This is a genomic window from Variovorax boronicumulans NBRC 103145 (assembly GCF_001591345.1).
In the GTDB taxonomy this organism is placed as follows: domain Bacteria; phylum Pseudomonadota; class Gammaproteobacteria; order Burkholderiales; family Burkholderiaceae_C; genus Variovorax; species Variovorax boronicumulans.
In genome coordinates this window covers 1-13,374 of the sequence record NZ_BCUS01000148.1, presented here as the reverse complement: position 1 = coordinate 13,374, position 13,374 = coordinate 1, and the positions used below count along the sequence as shown (strand labels likewise).

General features: G+C 69.8%; 19 protein-coding genes. 10 read left to right on the top strand and 9 right to left on the bottom strand.

What is annotated here, in order from left to right:
* The 3 genes from VBO01S_RS27970 to VBO01S_RS27960 all read left to right on the top strand — a co-directional run.
* The coding region (locus tag VBO01S_RS27970) for a vWA domain-containing protein (protein ID WP_255221225.1) at positions 1-526 on the top strand (526 nt) is incomplete at its 5' end.
* A gap of 133 nt (positions 527-659) precedes the next feature.
* The gene (locus VBO01S_RS27965) at positions 660-1,067 is read left to right on the top strand and encodes a RidA family protein (RefSeq protein WP_062481490.1); all 408 of its coding nucleotides are present in this window, start codon (positions 660-662) and stop codon (positions 1,065-1,067) included.
* A 123-nt stretch (positions 1,068-1,190) separates the two neighbouring features.
* Positions 1,191-1,454: a DUF1090 family protein gene (locus VBO01S_RS27960; RefSeq protein ID WP_255221224.1), complete on the top strand. Its 264-nt coding sequence runs from the start codon at positions 1,191-1,193 to the stop codon at positions 1,452-1,454.
* Between the two features lie 22 nt (positions 1,455-1,476).
* Here VBO01S_RS27960 and VBO01S_RS27955 read toward each other — a convergent pair whose 3' ends face one another.
* Genes VBO01S_RS27955 through VBO01S_RS33325 form a run of 6 tightly spaced genes read right to left on the bottom strand, consistent with a single transcriptional unit; the run spans position 1,477 to position 5,805 of the window.
* Entirely contained in the window at positions 1,477-2,031 is a 555-nt protein-coding gene (locus VBO01S_RS27955; RefSeq protein WP_062481486.1) for an SET domain-containing protein, read from the bottom strand.
* Entirely contained in the window at positions 2,028-2,894 is an 867-nt protein-coding gene (locus VBO01S_RS27950) for a GNAT family N-acetyltransferase (RefSeq protein WP_062481484.1), read from the bottom strand. The genes VBO01S_RS27955 and VBO01S_RS27950 overlap by 4 nt, the downstream gene beginning before the upstream one ends.
* A gap of 13 nt (positions 2,895-2,907) precedes the next feature.
* Entirely contained in the window at positions 2,908-3,834 is a 927-nt protein-coding gene (locus tag VBO01S_RS27945; protein ID WP_082818321.1) for an ABC transporter substrate-binding protein, read from the bottom strand.
* A gap of 22 nt (positions 3,835-3,856) precedes the next feature.
* Positions 3,857-4,708, bottom strand: a complete 852-nt coding sequence (locus VBO01S_RS27940) for a PA4780 family RIO1-like protein kinase (RefSeq protein ID WP_062481482.1) — start codon at positions 4,706-4,708, stop codon at positions 3,857-3,859.
* Positions 4,705-5,055, bottom strand: coding sequence for a hypothetical protein (locus tag VBO01S_RS33330; RefSeq protein ID WP_255221223.1), 351 nt, complete (start codon positions 5,053-5,055; stop codon positions 4,705-4,707). The genes VBO01S_RS27940 and VBO01S_RS33330 overlap by 4 nt, the downstream gene beginning before the upstream one ends.
* Before the next feature lie 39 nt (positions 5,056-5,094).
* The gene (locus VBO01S_RS33325; protein WP_255221222.1) at positions 5,095-5,805 is read right to left on the bottom strand and encodes a hypothetical protein; all 711 of its coding nucleotides are present in this window, start codon (positions 5,803-5,805) and stop codon (positions 5,095-5,097) included.
* A gap of 348 nt (positions 5,806-6,153) precedes the next feature.
* Between VBO01S_RS33325 and VBO01S_RS27930 the strand changes: the two genes are divergently transcribed.
* A complete protein-coding gene (locus VBO01S_RS27930; RefSeq protein ID WP_062481480.1) occupies positions 6,154-6,966 on the top strand; it encodes an ankyrin repeat domain-containing protein in 813 nt (270 codons plus the stop codon).
* Positions 6,967-6,969: 3 nt separating this feature from the next.
* Here the strand turns inward: VBO01S_RS27930 and pdxR are convergent, their stop codons facing one another.
* On the bottom strand, positions 6,970-8,391 hold the full coding sequence (pdxR, locus tag VBO01S_RS27925; RefSeq protein ID WP_062481478.1) for a MocR-like pyridoxine biosynthesis transcription factor PdxR: 1,422 nt from the start codon (positions 8,389-8,391) through the stop codon (positions 6,970-6,972).
* 96 nt (positions 8,392-8,487) lie between these two features.
* Between pdxR and VBO01S_RS27920 the strand changes: the two genes are divergently transcribed.
* The 5 genes from VBO01S_RS27920 (at position 8,488) to VBO01S_RS27900 (ending at position 11,650) form a co-directional block, all read left to right on the top strand.
* The gene (locus VBO01S_RS27920) at positions 8,488-9,231 is read left to right on the top strand and encodes an NAD-dependent epimerase/dehydratase family protein (RefSeq protein ID WP_062481476.1); all 744 of its coding nucleotides are present in this window, start codon (positions 8,488-8,490) and stop codon (positions 9,229-9,231) included.
* Complete coding sequence (locus tag VBO01S_RS27915) at positions 9,228-9,761, top strand: cupin domain-containing protein (protein ID WP_062481474.1); 534 nt, start codon at positions 9,228-9,230, stop codon at positions 9,759-9,761. Before VBO01S_RS27920 ends, VBO01S_RS27915 begins: the two co-directional genes overlap by 4 nt.
* A 114-nt stretch (positions 9,762-9,875) precedes the next feature.
* Positions 9,876-10,211, top strand: coding sequence for an SMR family transporter (locus VBO01S_RS27910; RefSeq protein ID WP_062481473.1), 336 nt, complete (start codon positions 9,876-9,878; stop codon positions 10,209-10,211).
* 176 nt (positions 10,212-10,387) lie between these two features.
* Positions 10,388-11,023, top strand: a complete 636-nt coding sequence (locus tag VBO01S_RS27905) for a phosphotransferase (protein ID WP_082818320.1) — start codon at positions 10,388-10,390, stop codon at positions 11,021-11,023.
* A gap of 246 nt (positions 11,024-11,269) precedes the next feature.
* On the top strand, positions 11,270-11,650 hold the full coding sequence (locus VBO01S_RS27900) for a hypothetical protein (protein WP_062481471.1): 381 nt from the start codon (positions 11,270-11,272) through the stop codon (positions 11,648-11,650).
* Between the two features lie 125 nt (positions 11,651-11,775).
* Here VBO01S_RS27900 and VBO01S_RS27895 read toward each other — a convergent pair whose 3' ends face one another.
* Positions 11,776-12,165: a DUF427 domain-containing protein gene (locus VBO01S_RS27895; protein WP_062481469.1), complete on the bottom strand. Its 390-nt coding sequence runs from the start codon at positions 12,163-12,165 to the stop codon at positions 11,776-11,778.
* A gap of 95 nt (positions 12,166-12,260) precedes the next feature.
* Complete coding sequence (locus tag VBO01S_RS27890) at positions 12,261-13,079, bottom strand: NAD(P)H-dependent oxidoreductase (protein ID WP_062481467.1); 819 nt, start codon at positions 13,077-13,079, stop codon at positions 12,261-12,263.
* Positions 13,080-13,167: 88 nt separating this feature from the next.
* Here VBO01S_RS27890 and VBO01S_RS27885 point away from each other — a divergent pair.
* Positions 13,168-13,374 (top strand): LysR family transcriptional regulator (locus tag VBO01S_RS27885; protein ID WP_157627476.1); only part of this gene is annotated, 207 nt, incomplete at its 3' end.

The window sequence follows — 13,374 nt, the reverse complement described above, 5'->3', positions numbered from 1 at the left end:
CACGCTCGTCGCCCGCGGCGCGGACCGGCTGCAGGCCGCGCACCTGCGCCACCGCCCGCAAGAGGCGCGCAGCGGTGCGTTGCATTGCTTCCTGCTCGACTGCTCGGCTTCGATGCGCCACGACGGCCAGCTCGCGCGCGCCAAGGGCCAGCTGCTCGCGCTGATGCAGGAGGCCTACCAGCGGCGTGACCATGTGGCGCTGCTGTGCTTTGCCGGCGACGTGGTCGAGCTGCGCCTGCCGCCGCGCCGCGCCAGCGCCTGGAACGACGACTGGGTTGCGCCCATCGCAGCCGGTGGGGGCACGCCGTTGGCGCTCGGCGTGCAGCGCGCGCAGCAGCTGCTGGCAAAGCACGAGAGCCGCCAGCGTTGGCTCTGGCTGCTGACGGACGGCCGCAGCAACGAAAGCCCCGCGCGCCCCGCCGCGGCGGACGTCGCCTGCGTGATGGACTTCGAGCGCGCCCGCACGCCGCTGCATCGGGCGCGGCAGCTGGCGGCGCAGTGGGACGCACGCTACCTCAGCGCCTGAATCACAGGATCGCGGGGCGCGCCCCAGCGCTCGTGGATCGACTTGGGACGAGAAGGGGCATCCGCCGCGTGGCGCACCGCTGCAGGTGGCGCCTTCGATACTGCGGCGCTCCCAACGAAACCCAGGAAACCCCATGTCCGTCACTCCCCGCCGCGTGGTGCGCGAAGGCGCGTTCAAGCACATCATTGCCGACGGCGTGCAGGTCGGCGACACGATCTATCTCTCGGGCCAGGTGAGCGTGGACGGCGAGGGCCGCACCCTGGGCGCCGGCGACATTGCGGCGCAGGTGCGGCAGGCCTACGCCAACGTGCGCGGCGTGCTCGCGTCCTTCGGCGCCTCGATGGCCGACGTGGTGGACGAAACCCTGTTCGTGACCGACATCGACGGCTTCCTCGGCCAGGCCGACGCGCTGTTCGCCTTGCGCGCCGAGATGTTCGGCGGCGAGCCGCAGATCTCGCAGACGCTGGTGCAGGTGGCGCGGCTGGGCAGCCCGGATTGGCTGATCGAGATCAAGTGCATCGCCAGAACAGCTGCAGCCTGAAGGGCTGAAGGCCTGTTCCGCCAGGCAGTTCGGGTACCGTATGGCATGCGTCCGAAACCCCGTCTCCTGGCCCTTGCGTTGACCCTGGCCATGCCTGCCGCCTTTGCCCAAACCGAGGCGTCCGTGCAGCCCTTGAGTGCCGAAGAGTGCAAGGCGCAGGAAGCCGTGCTGGAGCGGGACATGGCCCTGGCCCGTTCGCGCGGCCAGATGCTGCGCCGGCGTGAGCTGGCCGACACCCTGAGCGCGCTGCAGCAGCGCTGCCAGGCGCTGGCGCCGATGAGCCGCGAAGCGCGCATCGAGAAACTGGAACGCGAGATCCGCACGCTGCGCACCGAGCTCGAACGCGCGGAGGCGCAACTGCGCAGCGTGAAGAGCGAGTCGCCCTGAGCCTTGGCGGCTCGCAGCTACCTCACCAGGGCAGGTCGCTGAGTTGCCTGCGCGGGTCCGACGCAGCCGGCGCCACGTCGGCCGCCGTGGCCGGCCCGTCTTTCTCCGCCACGGCCTCCACCGGCGCCAACATCGTCCCGCGGCAGTTCGGCGAGCCGCAATGGCAGGGGTACTTCGATGGCGGCGAGCCGTCGTCAGCCGTGAGCGAGTAGTCGATGAAGAGCTCGTCGCCGGCCTCCACCGCTTCCATCGTCTGGAAGCGCAGCACCATCTCGCCCGCCTCGTCGTACTCCTCGACCGCCTCGCAGTTCGGCTCGCACGAATGGTTCAGGTGGCGCGTGGCGTTGCCGCCCTTGGCGCCGTCGATGGTCTCACCGGTCGTCAGCGTGAACAGGTAGGTGAGCTGGTCGTCCCAGAGCTTGGAGGCGACTTCCTGCCTGGTGTAGCGGCGGCCTTCGTACAGGCCCAGGAAGGCTTCGGCCGGCAGGTCGCGCGTGGCGAAGGCGCCCAGGCCATGCACGCCGCTGGGGCCCACGCGGATGAAAGGGGTGGACGAGGTTCGCTTGGGGGACTTCATGAACGGACGGGGCGCGAGGAATCGGAAGAAAAGGTGGGCTGGGGCTGGAGTGTGGCGGTCATCTCGATCTGGCGTATGACAAGGGTGGCGCCGCGTGCGGTCAGGGCGCGGTGCAGCGGGCTGCCCTCGGGCTCGTCGACCAGCCGCCAGCGTGCGCCCGGGCGTGCCTGCGCGAGCGCATCGAGCAGCGCATGGGCCGAGGCCTCGTCGGGTGCGGCGGCGTCGAGCAAGGTGTTCAGCGGCAGGGTCGCTGGCAGGAGGATGGCGTAGCCGCTCGTTGCCGTGCCGAGGGCCACGGCGCCGTCGTGCACCAGCGCACCTTGCACGGTCGGCCACTCGCGGCGCCAGGTGGGGCGCGAGACGGCGGTGCAGGCTGCATGCAGGGCGGCGAGCGCATCGGTATCGGGCGCTGTCGAAGCTGCATCGGCACGAGGCTCGAAGCTGCCTTCGAGCACCTCGAGCGCGCGGGTTTCGACGAAGCCCGCCTGCCGGTACAGCTGCCGCGCCGGGTTCTGCTCGATCACTTCGAGCTGCACCTGCGCGATGCCGGCCGCCGACAGGTCGCGCAGCTGCGCGTCGATGAGTTGCTTGGCCAGCCCGCGGCGGCGCTGCGCGCTCGCGATGCCGAAGCCCGCGAGGTAGGCGCGCGGCCCGCGCCGGCCGACGAGCGAGAGGCCGCAGGCCTCGCCGTCGGCGACGCTCACGCGCGAGAGGCCAAGGTCGGCCTGGGCGCGCCGCACGTGCCGCTCGAACATCGCGCGGTCGAACGCGATCGGCACGAAGTAGTCTTCGTACGAGCGGTTCCACAGGGCGGTGAGTTCGTCGGTGCCGAAGTTCGCGGCGGGAACGATGTCGAAGTTCATGGCGTGCCGAAGATCAGTTGCGCGGCGCATCCAGCGACGCAAGGCAATTCACGATGGCATCGGCCGCCTCGTCGAGCCGGGGGCCGGGCCGCATCATCAGGTCGAAGCGCGCCGAGGCAAAGCTGCAGACGCGCCCGCGCTGGATGGCCGACATGGCCGACCAGCCGGGGCGCCCCGCCATGGCCGAGATTTCGCCGAGGGCCGAGACCATCAGCACGTCGGGGTTGGCGCGCACCACGAACTCGGGGTTCATCCTAGGGAAGGGGCCGAGCGAGCCCGGCACCGCATTGGCCAGGCCCAGGCGCGCCAGGGTCTCGCCGATGAAGGAGCTTTCGCTCGCCGCCGCCACGCCGCCGTGCACCTCGAAGTACACGCGCCGCCCCTGCCAGTTCAGAGGCACGCGGGCGCGCGCCGCGTTCAGCCGGGCATCGAGGCTGCGCCAGAAAACCTCGCCTGCGCCCGGCTTGCCGGTGGCGCGGGCCACGGTTTCCATCACGCGGCGCATGTCGGCATGGGTCTTGGCGTCGAGCGCCAGCACCTTGATGCCCAGGCGCTCCAGCGCCTCGGCGGCGCGGCTGCGCGGGCGCAGCAGCACGAGGTCGGGCTTGAGCGCGACGATGCGCTCGATGTTCGCGTCGTCCATGCCGCCCACCTGCGGCAGGCCCTTCACCGCCGCCGGCCAGTTGGCGTGGCGGTCGATGCCCACGAGCCGGTCGCAGGCGTCGAGCGCGCAGACCGTCTCGGTGAGCGAGGGCATCAGCGACACGATGCGTTTGGCGGGCGCCTGCAGTTCGAGCACCCGGCCACGGTCGTCTTCCAGCCGGATGGCACCCGCGTGTGCGGCCGGGCCGATTCCCAGTGCCACGAAGGCCGCAGCCCGGGCGATGTGGCGGAAGGCGGTCGAAAAGGGTGGGCGCTGGGGCAGGGCGTTGGAAGTCATCGGGGCGGGCGGAGTCAGCCCGCTATTGTCGCGGCGCTTGCATCCGCAGCTGGCGCGCCGCTTCTTCCGCCCGCGCGTCGTCCACTTCGCGCAGCACGTTGCTGAGATCGACCGGGCCGGTCTCGCGCACGAAGGTGCCCGTGAGCTCGGTCTCGGGCCGCAGCAGGCCGCGCTCGTAGAGCTGCCAGATCTCGTCGCCGTAGTGCGTCTGCAGCAGCGCGGGCGCGTACTGCCCGAAGAAGTTGCGCAGGTTCTCCACGTCGCGCAGCAGCATGCGCTTGGCGTGGTTGTTGCCCGCCGCATCGACCGCTTGCGGCAGGTCGATGATCACCGGACCGTCCTCGGCCAGCAGCACGTTGAACTCCGACAGGTCGCCGTGCACGATGCCTGCGCAGAGCATGCGCATCACTTCCTTGAGCAGGCTCGCGTGGTGCAGCAGCGCGTCTTCGGGCGAGAAGGCCACGTCGTTCAGGCGCGGGGCGGCGTCGCCGTTGGCGTCGGTCACCAGGTCCATGAGCAGCACGCCTTCGAGGAAGTTGTGCGGCGTGGGCACGCGCACGCCGGCCGCGGCCAGGCGGTAGAGCGCATCGACCTCGGCGCTCTGCCAGATGGCCTCGGTCACCTGGCGGCCGAATTTCGTGCCCTTGGCCATGGCGCGCGCTTCGCGCGTGTTCTTGACGCGGCGGTTCTCGGTGTAGTCGACGGCCTGGCGAAAACTGCGCTTGTCGGCTTCCTTGTAGATCTTGGCGCAGCGCGTTTCGTCGCCGCAGCGCACGACGTAGACCATGGCTTCCTTGCCGCTCATGAGCTGGCGCACGACGCTGTCGATCAGGCCCTCGTCGACGAGGGATTGCAGTCTGGGGGGTGTCTTCATGCGCGCGCCTCCGGCACAGCCAGGGGGCGGGTCGAGAGGAAGGCCCTCAGGCTTTCCGTGCCGATCTGGTAGGCGCCATCATGCCTGTGCGCGGCAAAGCCCAGCTGGCGGTTGATGGCGAGCATGGGCGCATTGACTTCCGCGTTCTGCGTGACGGCCATCACCACCTCGGGATGCCGTTCGCGCACGAGCTGCAACATGATCGCCTTCACGCCCTTGGCCAGTCCCTTGCCGCGCCAATGGCGGGCCACGCCTGTGAGGCGCTGGAACATCCGGTCGGGGTACAGCTGGTTCCAGCTGGCGTCGCACACGGCGACCACCTCGTCATTGGCATCGCGCAGCAGCACGAGAAAGTGCTCGCCGCCGCGCCGGTCGATTTCGGCGTACTAGGCGTGGAAGCCTTCGAGCTCGAAGCGCAGGGGCGCGCGCTCCAGCGCGCTGGTGGGCGCGTCTTCGAGCAGCGCGGACAGCGGCGCCATCAGCGTGGCCAGCCGATCGAAGGGCACGCGGCCCGCGTGGATCTCCAGGCGCAGCCCGTGCGTGGGCGCGAGGGCGTCGGCGCGCCAGCGTGCGAGCGCCGCCCAGTCGAGGCCGGCGAAGGCCATGCGGTTCTCGATGCTGCGGTGCTTTTCGGTCGCACCGATGGCCGCGAGGAACGCCCGGCCTTCCGGCAAGTGGGCCTTGAAGGTCGCGGTGGTGGGGTCGCGCGTCTCCATCAGCGCCAGAAGCCGGTGCAGCAAGGTGCTGGCCACGCCCTGGCGCTGGTGCGATCGCAGCACGCCGCCCCACACGTCGATGAAAGGCGCGAAGGTCGCGTAGTCGGGCGAGCCTTCGCGGCGCACGCCCATGTTGAGGCTGCCGACGATGCGCCCCTGTGCGTCCCGGGCGAAGGCGCGGTGCACCACGTGCAGCGGCGTGTGCTGGCGCACGTCCTGCTGGGTGTGGGCGTCGTCGGGCTGCGGCTCGCCCGGAAAGTCTTCGTCGTGGCGCTGGCGCCAGTAGGCCAGCGCCTGCGCCCATTCTTCAGCGGACGCCCGCTGCGGATCGAAAGAAGAAGTCGTGAACTGCCGCGCATCGGCGGCACGGGTTTCAAGCATGGTGAGCCTTGATTCGAAAAGGGAACGGACCGCGCGCGGCACTCATGTGCCGGCGTGGCGTTGTCTGAATCGGACGGCGTGTCGCGGCAGGACACCGCGAGGGTCGAACGGGCTGGCTGGTGGTGCCTTCAGCGGCACCGGGTGCGCGGGGAGCGCTTCAGCAGCAGTTCGGATGCGACCCGACGAACCGTACGTGGGAGGGAGAGTGAATAGCAGTGTCTTCCATCGCGCACCTCCAGTCCGGTTTGTTGATCGAGGCGTCGAATGTAGCGAGGTTCGCGCGGTCTGTGAAGTGCCAGGCAATGCAAGAGGGCTGCGGCAGAATGGGCCGATCCACAGGGAGATGCCATGAATCCGAAGAAGATCTTCGACGCGGCGCGCGAAGCCGATGTCGACACGGTGCGCGCCTGCATCGAGGCTGGGGCCGACATGGCCGCCGTGAACAAGCAGGGCTTCACTGCGCTGCAGTGCGCCGCGATGGGCACGAACGAATCCGAGCTCGAGCCAATCCTCGCCGTGCTGCAACTGCTGCTCGAGGCCGGCAGCCCGCTCGAATACACCGGTACCGACGGCCGCACCGCGCTGTACCTCACGGCCGAGTTCTCGCCGACCACGGAGCCGGTGCAACTGCTCATCGACGCGGGCGCGAACCCCGACGTGCGCGACAGCCACGGCAACCACATCACGGAGAACGCGATGGAGGAAGAGGTCGCGCAGCTGCTGTCGCGCATCACCGGCCACGCGCTGCCCGAGCCGCCACCGCCCGAGCCCGACCCGGTGAAGATGAGTGCCGCGCAGTGGCGCGCCGCCGAGGCACGCATTGCCGAGGTGTTCGCCGCGCTGACGCAGGCGGGCCTGGTCGCGCTGCAGGACGCGGGCGACACGCAGTCCGACGGCTTCTCCGATTGCTCCGAAGCGTTTCGCGAGCGCGGCGGCAAGAAGGCCGGCGTGCACGGCTTCTGCTTCTACACGCGGCAGGACCAGAACCGCGCCAAGCGCACCAGCCAGCTCTCGCTCGCGTTCTGGGGCGCGCCCGAAGGCGGCGATGCCGACATGCAGCGCGTCGGCGAACTGGTGGTCGGACAGTTCCGCGGCGCGGGCTTCGAGGTGCGCTGGAACGGTGCGTCGTCGATGCGGCCCGAAGTCGATTTGCGCGCCTGAGCCTCAACCCAGCGCCGCGCGCAGCCGGGTCGCGAGCTGGCGCGCCTGGGTGGGCGAGGCGACGTTGGTGAAGCCCATCAGCAGCCCCTGGCCTTCAACGGCCGTGGTGCCCCGGGCCGACAGTGGCTGGCAGTTCAGGCCGGCCGCCTGCGCGCGGCGGGCCAGTACCACGTCGCTGTCGCGGTGCCCTTCGAAGCGCGCGATCAGGTGCATGCCGCCGGCCTGCAGATCGATGCGCACGCGGTCGCCGAAGGCCTTGTGCAAGGCCTCGACCAGCAGGGCGCGGCGGCGCGCGTAGAGTAGGCGCATCTTCTTCAGGTGGCGCGAGAAATGGCCGTCGCGTATGAAGTCGGCCACTGTGGCCTGCGTGATCTGCGGGCAGCCGTTGGACGCGATGCGCGACGCGTTCTCGAAGCGTTCGCGCAGCGATTCGGGCACCACCAGGTAGCCCAGCGCGAGGCCCGGGTAGAGCACCTTCGAGAAGCTGCCTGCGTACAGCACGCGGTCGTGCCCGTCGAGGCTCTTGAGCGCGGGCAGCGGCGCGCCGGCATAGCGGTACTCGCCGTCGTAGTCGTCCTCGACGACCCAGGCCTTGGCGCGCGAGGCCCAGTCGAGCAGCTGCAACCGGCGTGCCAGCGACATCGACACCCCCAGCGGCGCCTGGTGCGAGGGCGTGACGACCGCCATGCGCGCCTTCGGCGAGCGGCGCACGCCCCGCGCGACCACCAGCCCTTCGTCGTCCACCGGCACGGGCACCACGCGGTGGCCGGCGCTGTGCAGCACGTCGCGCGTGGGGGCGTAGCCAGGGTCTTCGATCCACACGCGGTCGTCCCTGGCGAGCAGCGTGCGCGCCACCAGCGCCAGCGACGCGCGGTAGCCGCCGGTGACGAAGACCTGCGCCGGCTGGCAGGCCACGCCACGCGACACCCGCAGGTAGGCCGCGATGGCCTCGCGCAGCGGCGCATGGCCTGCGGGGTCGCCGTAGAACAGGTCGGCCGCACCCATGGCGCGCGCACGGCGGGCCATCAGCCGTGCCCAGAGCTTGCGAGGAAAGGCGTCGAGTGCCGGGATGCCGAGCTGCAGCGGTGGCGGGGCGGCGGGGCCGGCCAGTGCGGGCGCATCCGCGACGGGGCGCGAACCGGCGCGCACCGGCCGCTGCACCGGCAGTGACGGCGACACCACCGTGCCCGCCTGTCCCTGCGCGCAGAAATAGCCTTCGCCCGCGAGCTGGCTATAGGCCGCTTCCACCGTGCCGCGCGCCACGCCCAGCTCGCTGGCCAGGCTGCGCGCCGAGGCCACGCGGTCGCCGGGGCGAAGCACGCCGTGTTCGATAGCTGTGCGAAAGCGCTCATAGACCTGGCGATGCAGCGGAGTCGCGGTCGAGCGGTCGATGCCGGGGAGGGCGTTGTCTGGCGGTTCGATCATGGCCCATTCATTTTGACGATTCTTGGTTCTTTCGTCTGGTGCATCGCGATCCTAAGCTCGAGCCTTCGAACAGCCAGCAGGAAAGAAGGACACGCAATGGGCGAGAAGGTATTCGTGGCGGGCGCGACCGGGGCCGTGGGCTCGGCGTTGATTCCGCTGCTGGTCGAGGCCGGTCACACGGTGTACGGCGCCACCCGCCGCGCCGAGCGTGCTGCGGCGCTGGAGGCACGCGGCGCCACGCCGGTCGTCGTCGACGTGTTCGACGCGCAGGCCTTGCGCGACGCGCTGGTGCGCATCGCGCCCACGGTCGTCATCCACCAGCTCACCGATCTGCCCCGGGACCTGGACCCGGCGCTGATGGCCGAGGCGGTGGTGCGCAATGCGCGCGTGCGCATCGAGGGCACGCGGCACCTCGTGGCGGCGGCGCTGGCGGCCGGTGCGACGCAGTTGATTGCGCAGAGCATCGCCTGGGCCTATGCGCCCGGGCCGACGCCGCACACCGAGGGCGACCCGCTCGACCTCGGGGCCGAAGGCGGTCGCCGCATCAGCATCGACGGCGTGGCGGCGCTGGAGCGCAGCGTGCTGGGTGCTGTCGGTCTCACGGGCACAGTGCTGCGCTATGGGCAGCTGCATGGGCCGGGCACCGCGAACGCGGCACCGAAGGGCGTGAGCCCGGTGCATGTCGAAGCCGCGGCCTGGGCGGTGCTGCTCGCGATGCGGCATGCACGCGGCGGCATCTTCAACATCGCGGAGGACAGCGCCGAGGTCAGCAGCGAGAAGGCAAAGCGCGAACTGGCGTGGCATGCGGCACTGCGGTCGTCGCAGGAGGTCGCGTCATGAAGGCCGCACGCTGGCATCGCACGCCCTCCATCGGCGCGGGCCTCGCGGGGCTGTCGCTGGTGCTCGCCGCCGGCTGGGCGCTGATGCCGCGCACCGGCCAGCAGGAGGCCGTGCAGTGGTTCGCCGATGTGTGCAGCGCGGTGGCGCGGCCGATGTTCGCGTCCGCCCCCGTGCCTGCGGGCTCGGAGGCGACGGCGCGGCCGGCGACGCAGGTCAAGGTGCTGTCGTGCGAGGCGCTGCCGCATGTGCCCGGCAAGTCGGTGACGACAGTGCTGGTCGACTTTCCGCCGCTGGCCTATTCGCCCGCGCACCGGCACCCGGGCTCGGTGACCGCGATCATTGTCGAAGGCACCATCCGCTCGCAACTGGGCGGCGGCCCGGTGGGCACTTTCAAGAGCGGCGAAACCTTCTTCGAGCCGCCGAACACGCTGCACATGTTCGCGGAGAACCCCGACCCGGTGAAGCCCGCGAAGCTCATGGCGGTGTTCGTCACCGATACCCACTGCGGACCGTTGTTGTTGCCGCCCTGAAGCTTCCGGTGCTGTGCGCACAGCTTCGAGAGAGCGTCAAACGCACGCGCCTTCGGCCCCGGATCGCGCAAGGCCACCGAGGCCGCACGGACTGCGCACGTTTAGAGTCCGGCGATGACCCTGACCTATGCATACCTCGCAGTCGCGATCGTCGTCGAAGTGCTCGCGACCAGCTTCCTCAAGGCCTCGGACAGCTTCACCCAGCTCTGGCCCAGCGTCGCCACGGTGGTGGGCTACGCCGTGTCGTTCTACTTTCTCTCGCTCGCGCTGCGCGTGCTGCCCACCGGCATCGCCTACGCGATCTGGTCGGGCGTGGGCATCGTGCTGATCTCGGTGGTGAGCTGGCTCTGGTTCGGCCAGACGCTCGATGCGCCGGCCATCGTCGGGCTGGGGCTGATCATCGCCGGCGTGGTGGTGGTCAACGTGTTCTCGAAGTCGGTGGGGCACTGAGGCATGGGCACTGTCGAACAGCTGCTGCCCCGGTTGCCCGCCGGCACGACGTGGACGCCGGCCAGCGAGGGCGAGTCGGGCGATGCGGTGTTCCGTCGCAGCGATGGCGCGGCCTTCGCGAAGGTGTCGCTCGGTGCGGGCGCCGCGCAGCTCGACGAAGAGCGTCGTCGCATCGAATGGCTCGCGCCGTACGGCGTCGGCTCCGCGCGCGTGCTCGGCTGGCGCGCGACACCCGAAGGCGCCTGCCTGGTCACGGCCGCGTGCCGGGCGTGCCGGCCAGCGACCTGCCGGCGGCCGAGCTGCTGCGCGCCTGGCCGTCGATGGCGCGGCGCCTGCGCGCGCTGCACGAGATTCCGGCGGGCGAGTGCCCCTTCGCGCGCCCGCTGTCAGCCATGTTCGACCGCGCCGCCGATGTCGTCGCGCGCGGTGCGGTGAACCCGGAGTTCCTCGATCCCGACCAGCAGGACGTGCCGCCGCCATTGCTGCTGGCGCGGCTGCGCGCCGACCTGACGCACCGGCTCGCGCAGGAGGCGCAAGACCGCGTCGTGTGCCACGGCGATGCCTGCCTGCCGAACTTCCTGGTCGATCCGCAGTCGCTGCAATGCACGGGCCTCATCGACGTGGGGCGGCTCGGCACGGCGGACCGGTATGTCGACCTGTCGCTGCTGCTGGGCAATGCGCGCGAGAGCTGGCGCGATGCGACCGACGCGCGCGCTGCGCATGCCTTGCTGTTCGCACAGTTGGGCATCGACGCGCCCGACGACGGCCGGCTCGATTTCTATCTTCGGCTCGACCCGCTGACCTGGGGCTGATGGCGGCGCCGGCGCGCCGCATTGTTTCCTTTTCGGGAACGCCGTGGTTCTTTTTGCTGCGGGTTTTTACCTAGATCCCGCCGCACAATTCATCTCACGGGTCGGCCCCCAAAGCCGGTCCGGATGAACAGGCCCCGAGCGAGTTGGCCGCCCTTCAAGAAGAGGGACGGTGACCCACCCCAGACCGGTTCAAACCATCCAAGCAAACACTTGTACTACTGAACTGAATTGAAGAAGGAAACCGCCATGAACGCCTCGAAGATCCTCTCCGCCGTTGCTGTTGCCCTGATGGCCGTCGCCGGTGCCGCCCACGCTGAAACCTACGAAGGCGTGCATCGCCTGACCTCGGCCGCCAGCCGCGCCGACGTTGCCGCCCAAGCCGTCGTGGCCGCGCACAGCGCCGACCCCTATGCGACCGGCGCCGAGGCAGGCCCCGCCCAGGTGTTCGTGTCGACCGTGAGCCGCGACGCCGTGCGCGCCCAGGCCGTGGTGGCCGCTCGCAGCGAGAACCCCTACAGCGAAGCCGTGACCTCCCGCGTCGCCCCGGTGCTGGCCAGCGGCCTGGACCGCGCCAGCGTGCGCGCCGAGGCCCGTGCCGCCGCACGCGGTGACGCACTGCCGCTGTAATTCATCGACGCGACGACTGGTGCGCGCACCTTGCCCCACGGGGCAGGTGTCGGCGGGCCAGGGAAAGAAAAACCGGCCTTGCGAAAGCAAGGGCCGGTTTTTTCACGAACGGGGTGGGGCGGTCGTCAGAAGCAGCGTTCTTCGATCGTGCCCACGCGGTCCGGATAGAAGGCCACGTAATCCTTGATCGGCGCGACCGATTCATAGGGTGACTCGTAGGTCCACACGGCATTCACCGAGCGCTCGCCGCCGGCTGGAATGCTGTAGTAGGCGCACTCGCCCTTGTACGGGCAATAGGTCGCATGCGTGGTGCGCTCCAGCAGCGACATGCGCACGTCCTTGCGCGGAAGGTAATGCACCGTGCCGAAATGCGATTCACGCAAGGTCAGTGCCTCGCGCGAGCTGGCAATGACATGGCCTCCCACCGACACCACCACGCGCAACGGATTCGGCGTGATGGTGATCGCATGGTCGGGGCCCGGAATCTTGACGGTGCGTTCTGGCGTAGCGAACATGGACAAGCTCCTTCGGACGAATCGGCGGATGCGCATCTTGCTGCGTTGTCGCGACGATTTGAAGTCTCCCGCGAATCCACCTGTTCCCGGCGTGGTTAAAGGCGGCCGGGCTCGAAAACCAAAGTTTCAGATTCGCTGTTTTTGCGGTGCACACCGAAGCCCGCGCGGCCCGGCGCGATGTGTTCGCGCAGCGTGAGCGCCGGAATTTCGTAGTCGCCGCCGTTCTGCCGGCGGAACGCAATCGGGTCGGTGGACCACAGCGTGTCGAGCCGCTCGCCCAGCTCGCCGGTGATGCGCGCATAGGCTGCAGCGTCGACCTTGCCCGTGCGGTGCACCACGAAGGGCGGCAGCACGTCGAAGCCGGGGTAGTAGAGGATGCCGTGGTGAATGGGGAACAGCAGGTCGTCCATCGGCCCGTTGATGCCGCGCGGGGCGTAGTGCGAGGCCCAGCCGCCGGTGGTCACCACCAGCATCGCGCGCTTGCCGGCCAGCGTGCCTTCGCCGAAGCGGTCGCCCCAGTGTGTATCGGAATGTTCGCCCACGCCGTAGGCAAAGCCGTAGGCGTAGATGCGCTCGATCCAGCCCTTGAGGATGGCGGGCATCGAGTACCACCACAGCGGGAACTGCAGGATCACCGTGTCGGCCCACAGCAGCTTCTCCTGCTCGGCGGCGATGTCGGCGGTCTGCGTGCCGCCCTCGAAGGCGCGCAGCGAGTCGAGCACGGGGTCGAAGGGCGCGGCGGTGTCGCGCGCGGGAAAGTCGTCGGCGTCGAGCGCGGGCTTCCAGCGCATCGCGTACAGGTCGGACACGCGCACGGAGTGGCCGGCGCTCGTGAGGCGTTCGACCATGAAGCGATGGAGCGAGCCGTTCAGCGAGGCGGCTTCGGGATGGGCAAGGACCAGCAGGATGTTCACGGTGTCAAAGGGTTCGAGTGAAGATGCCCTCAGGTTAGGGATTGCCAAGTTATATTGGAAATGAATAGTTTGAATTCCAGGTATCGCCATGAACAATTTCAGCCGCATCGACCTCAACCTGCTGGTCACGCTCGACACCTTGCTGGCCGAGCGCAACGTGACCCGCGCGGCCGAGCGCCTGAACCTCTCGCAGCCCTCGGTGAGCGTGCAGCTCGCCAAGCTGCGCGAGCTCTTCGACGACCCGCTGCTCGTGCCCGCGCAGCGCGGCATGCGGCCCACCGCGCGCGCCGACGAA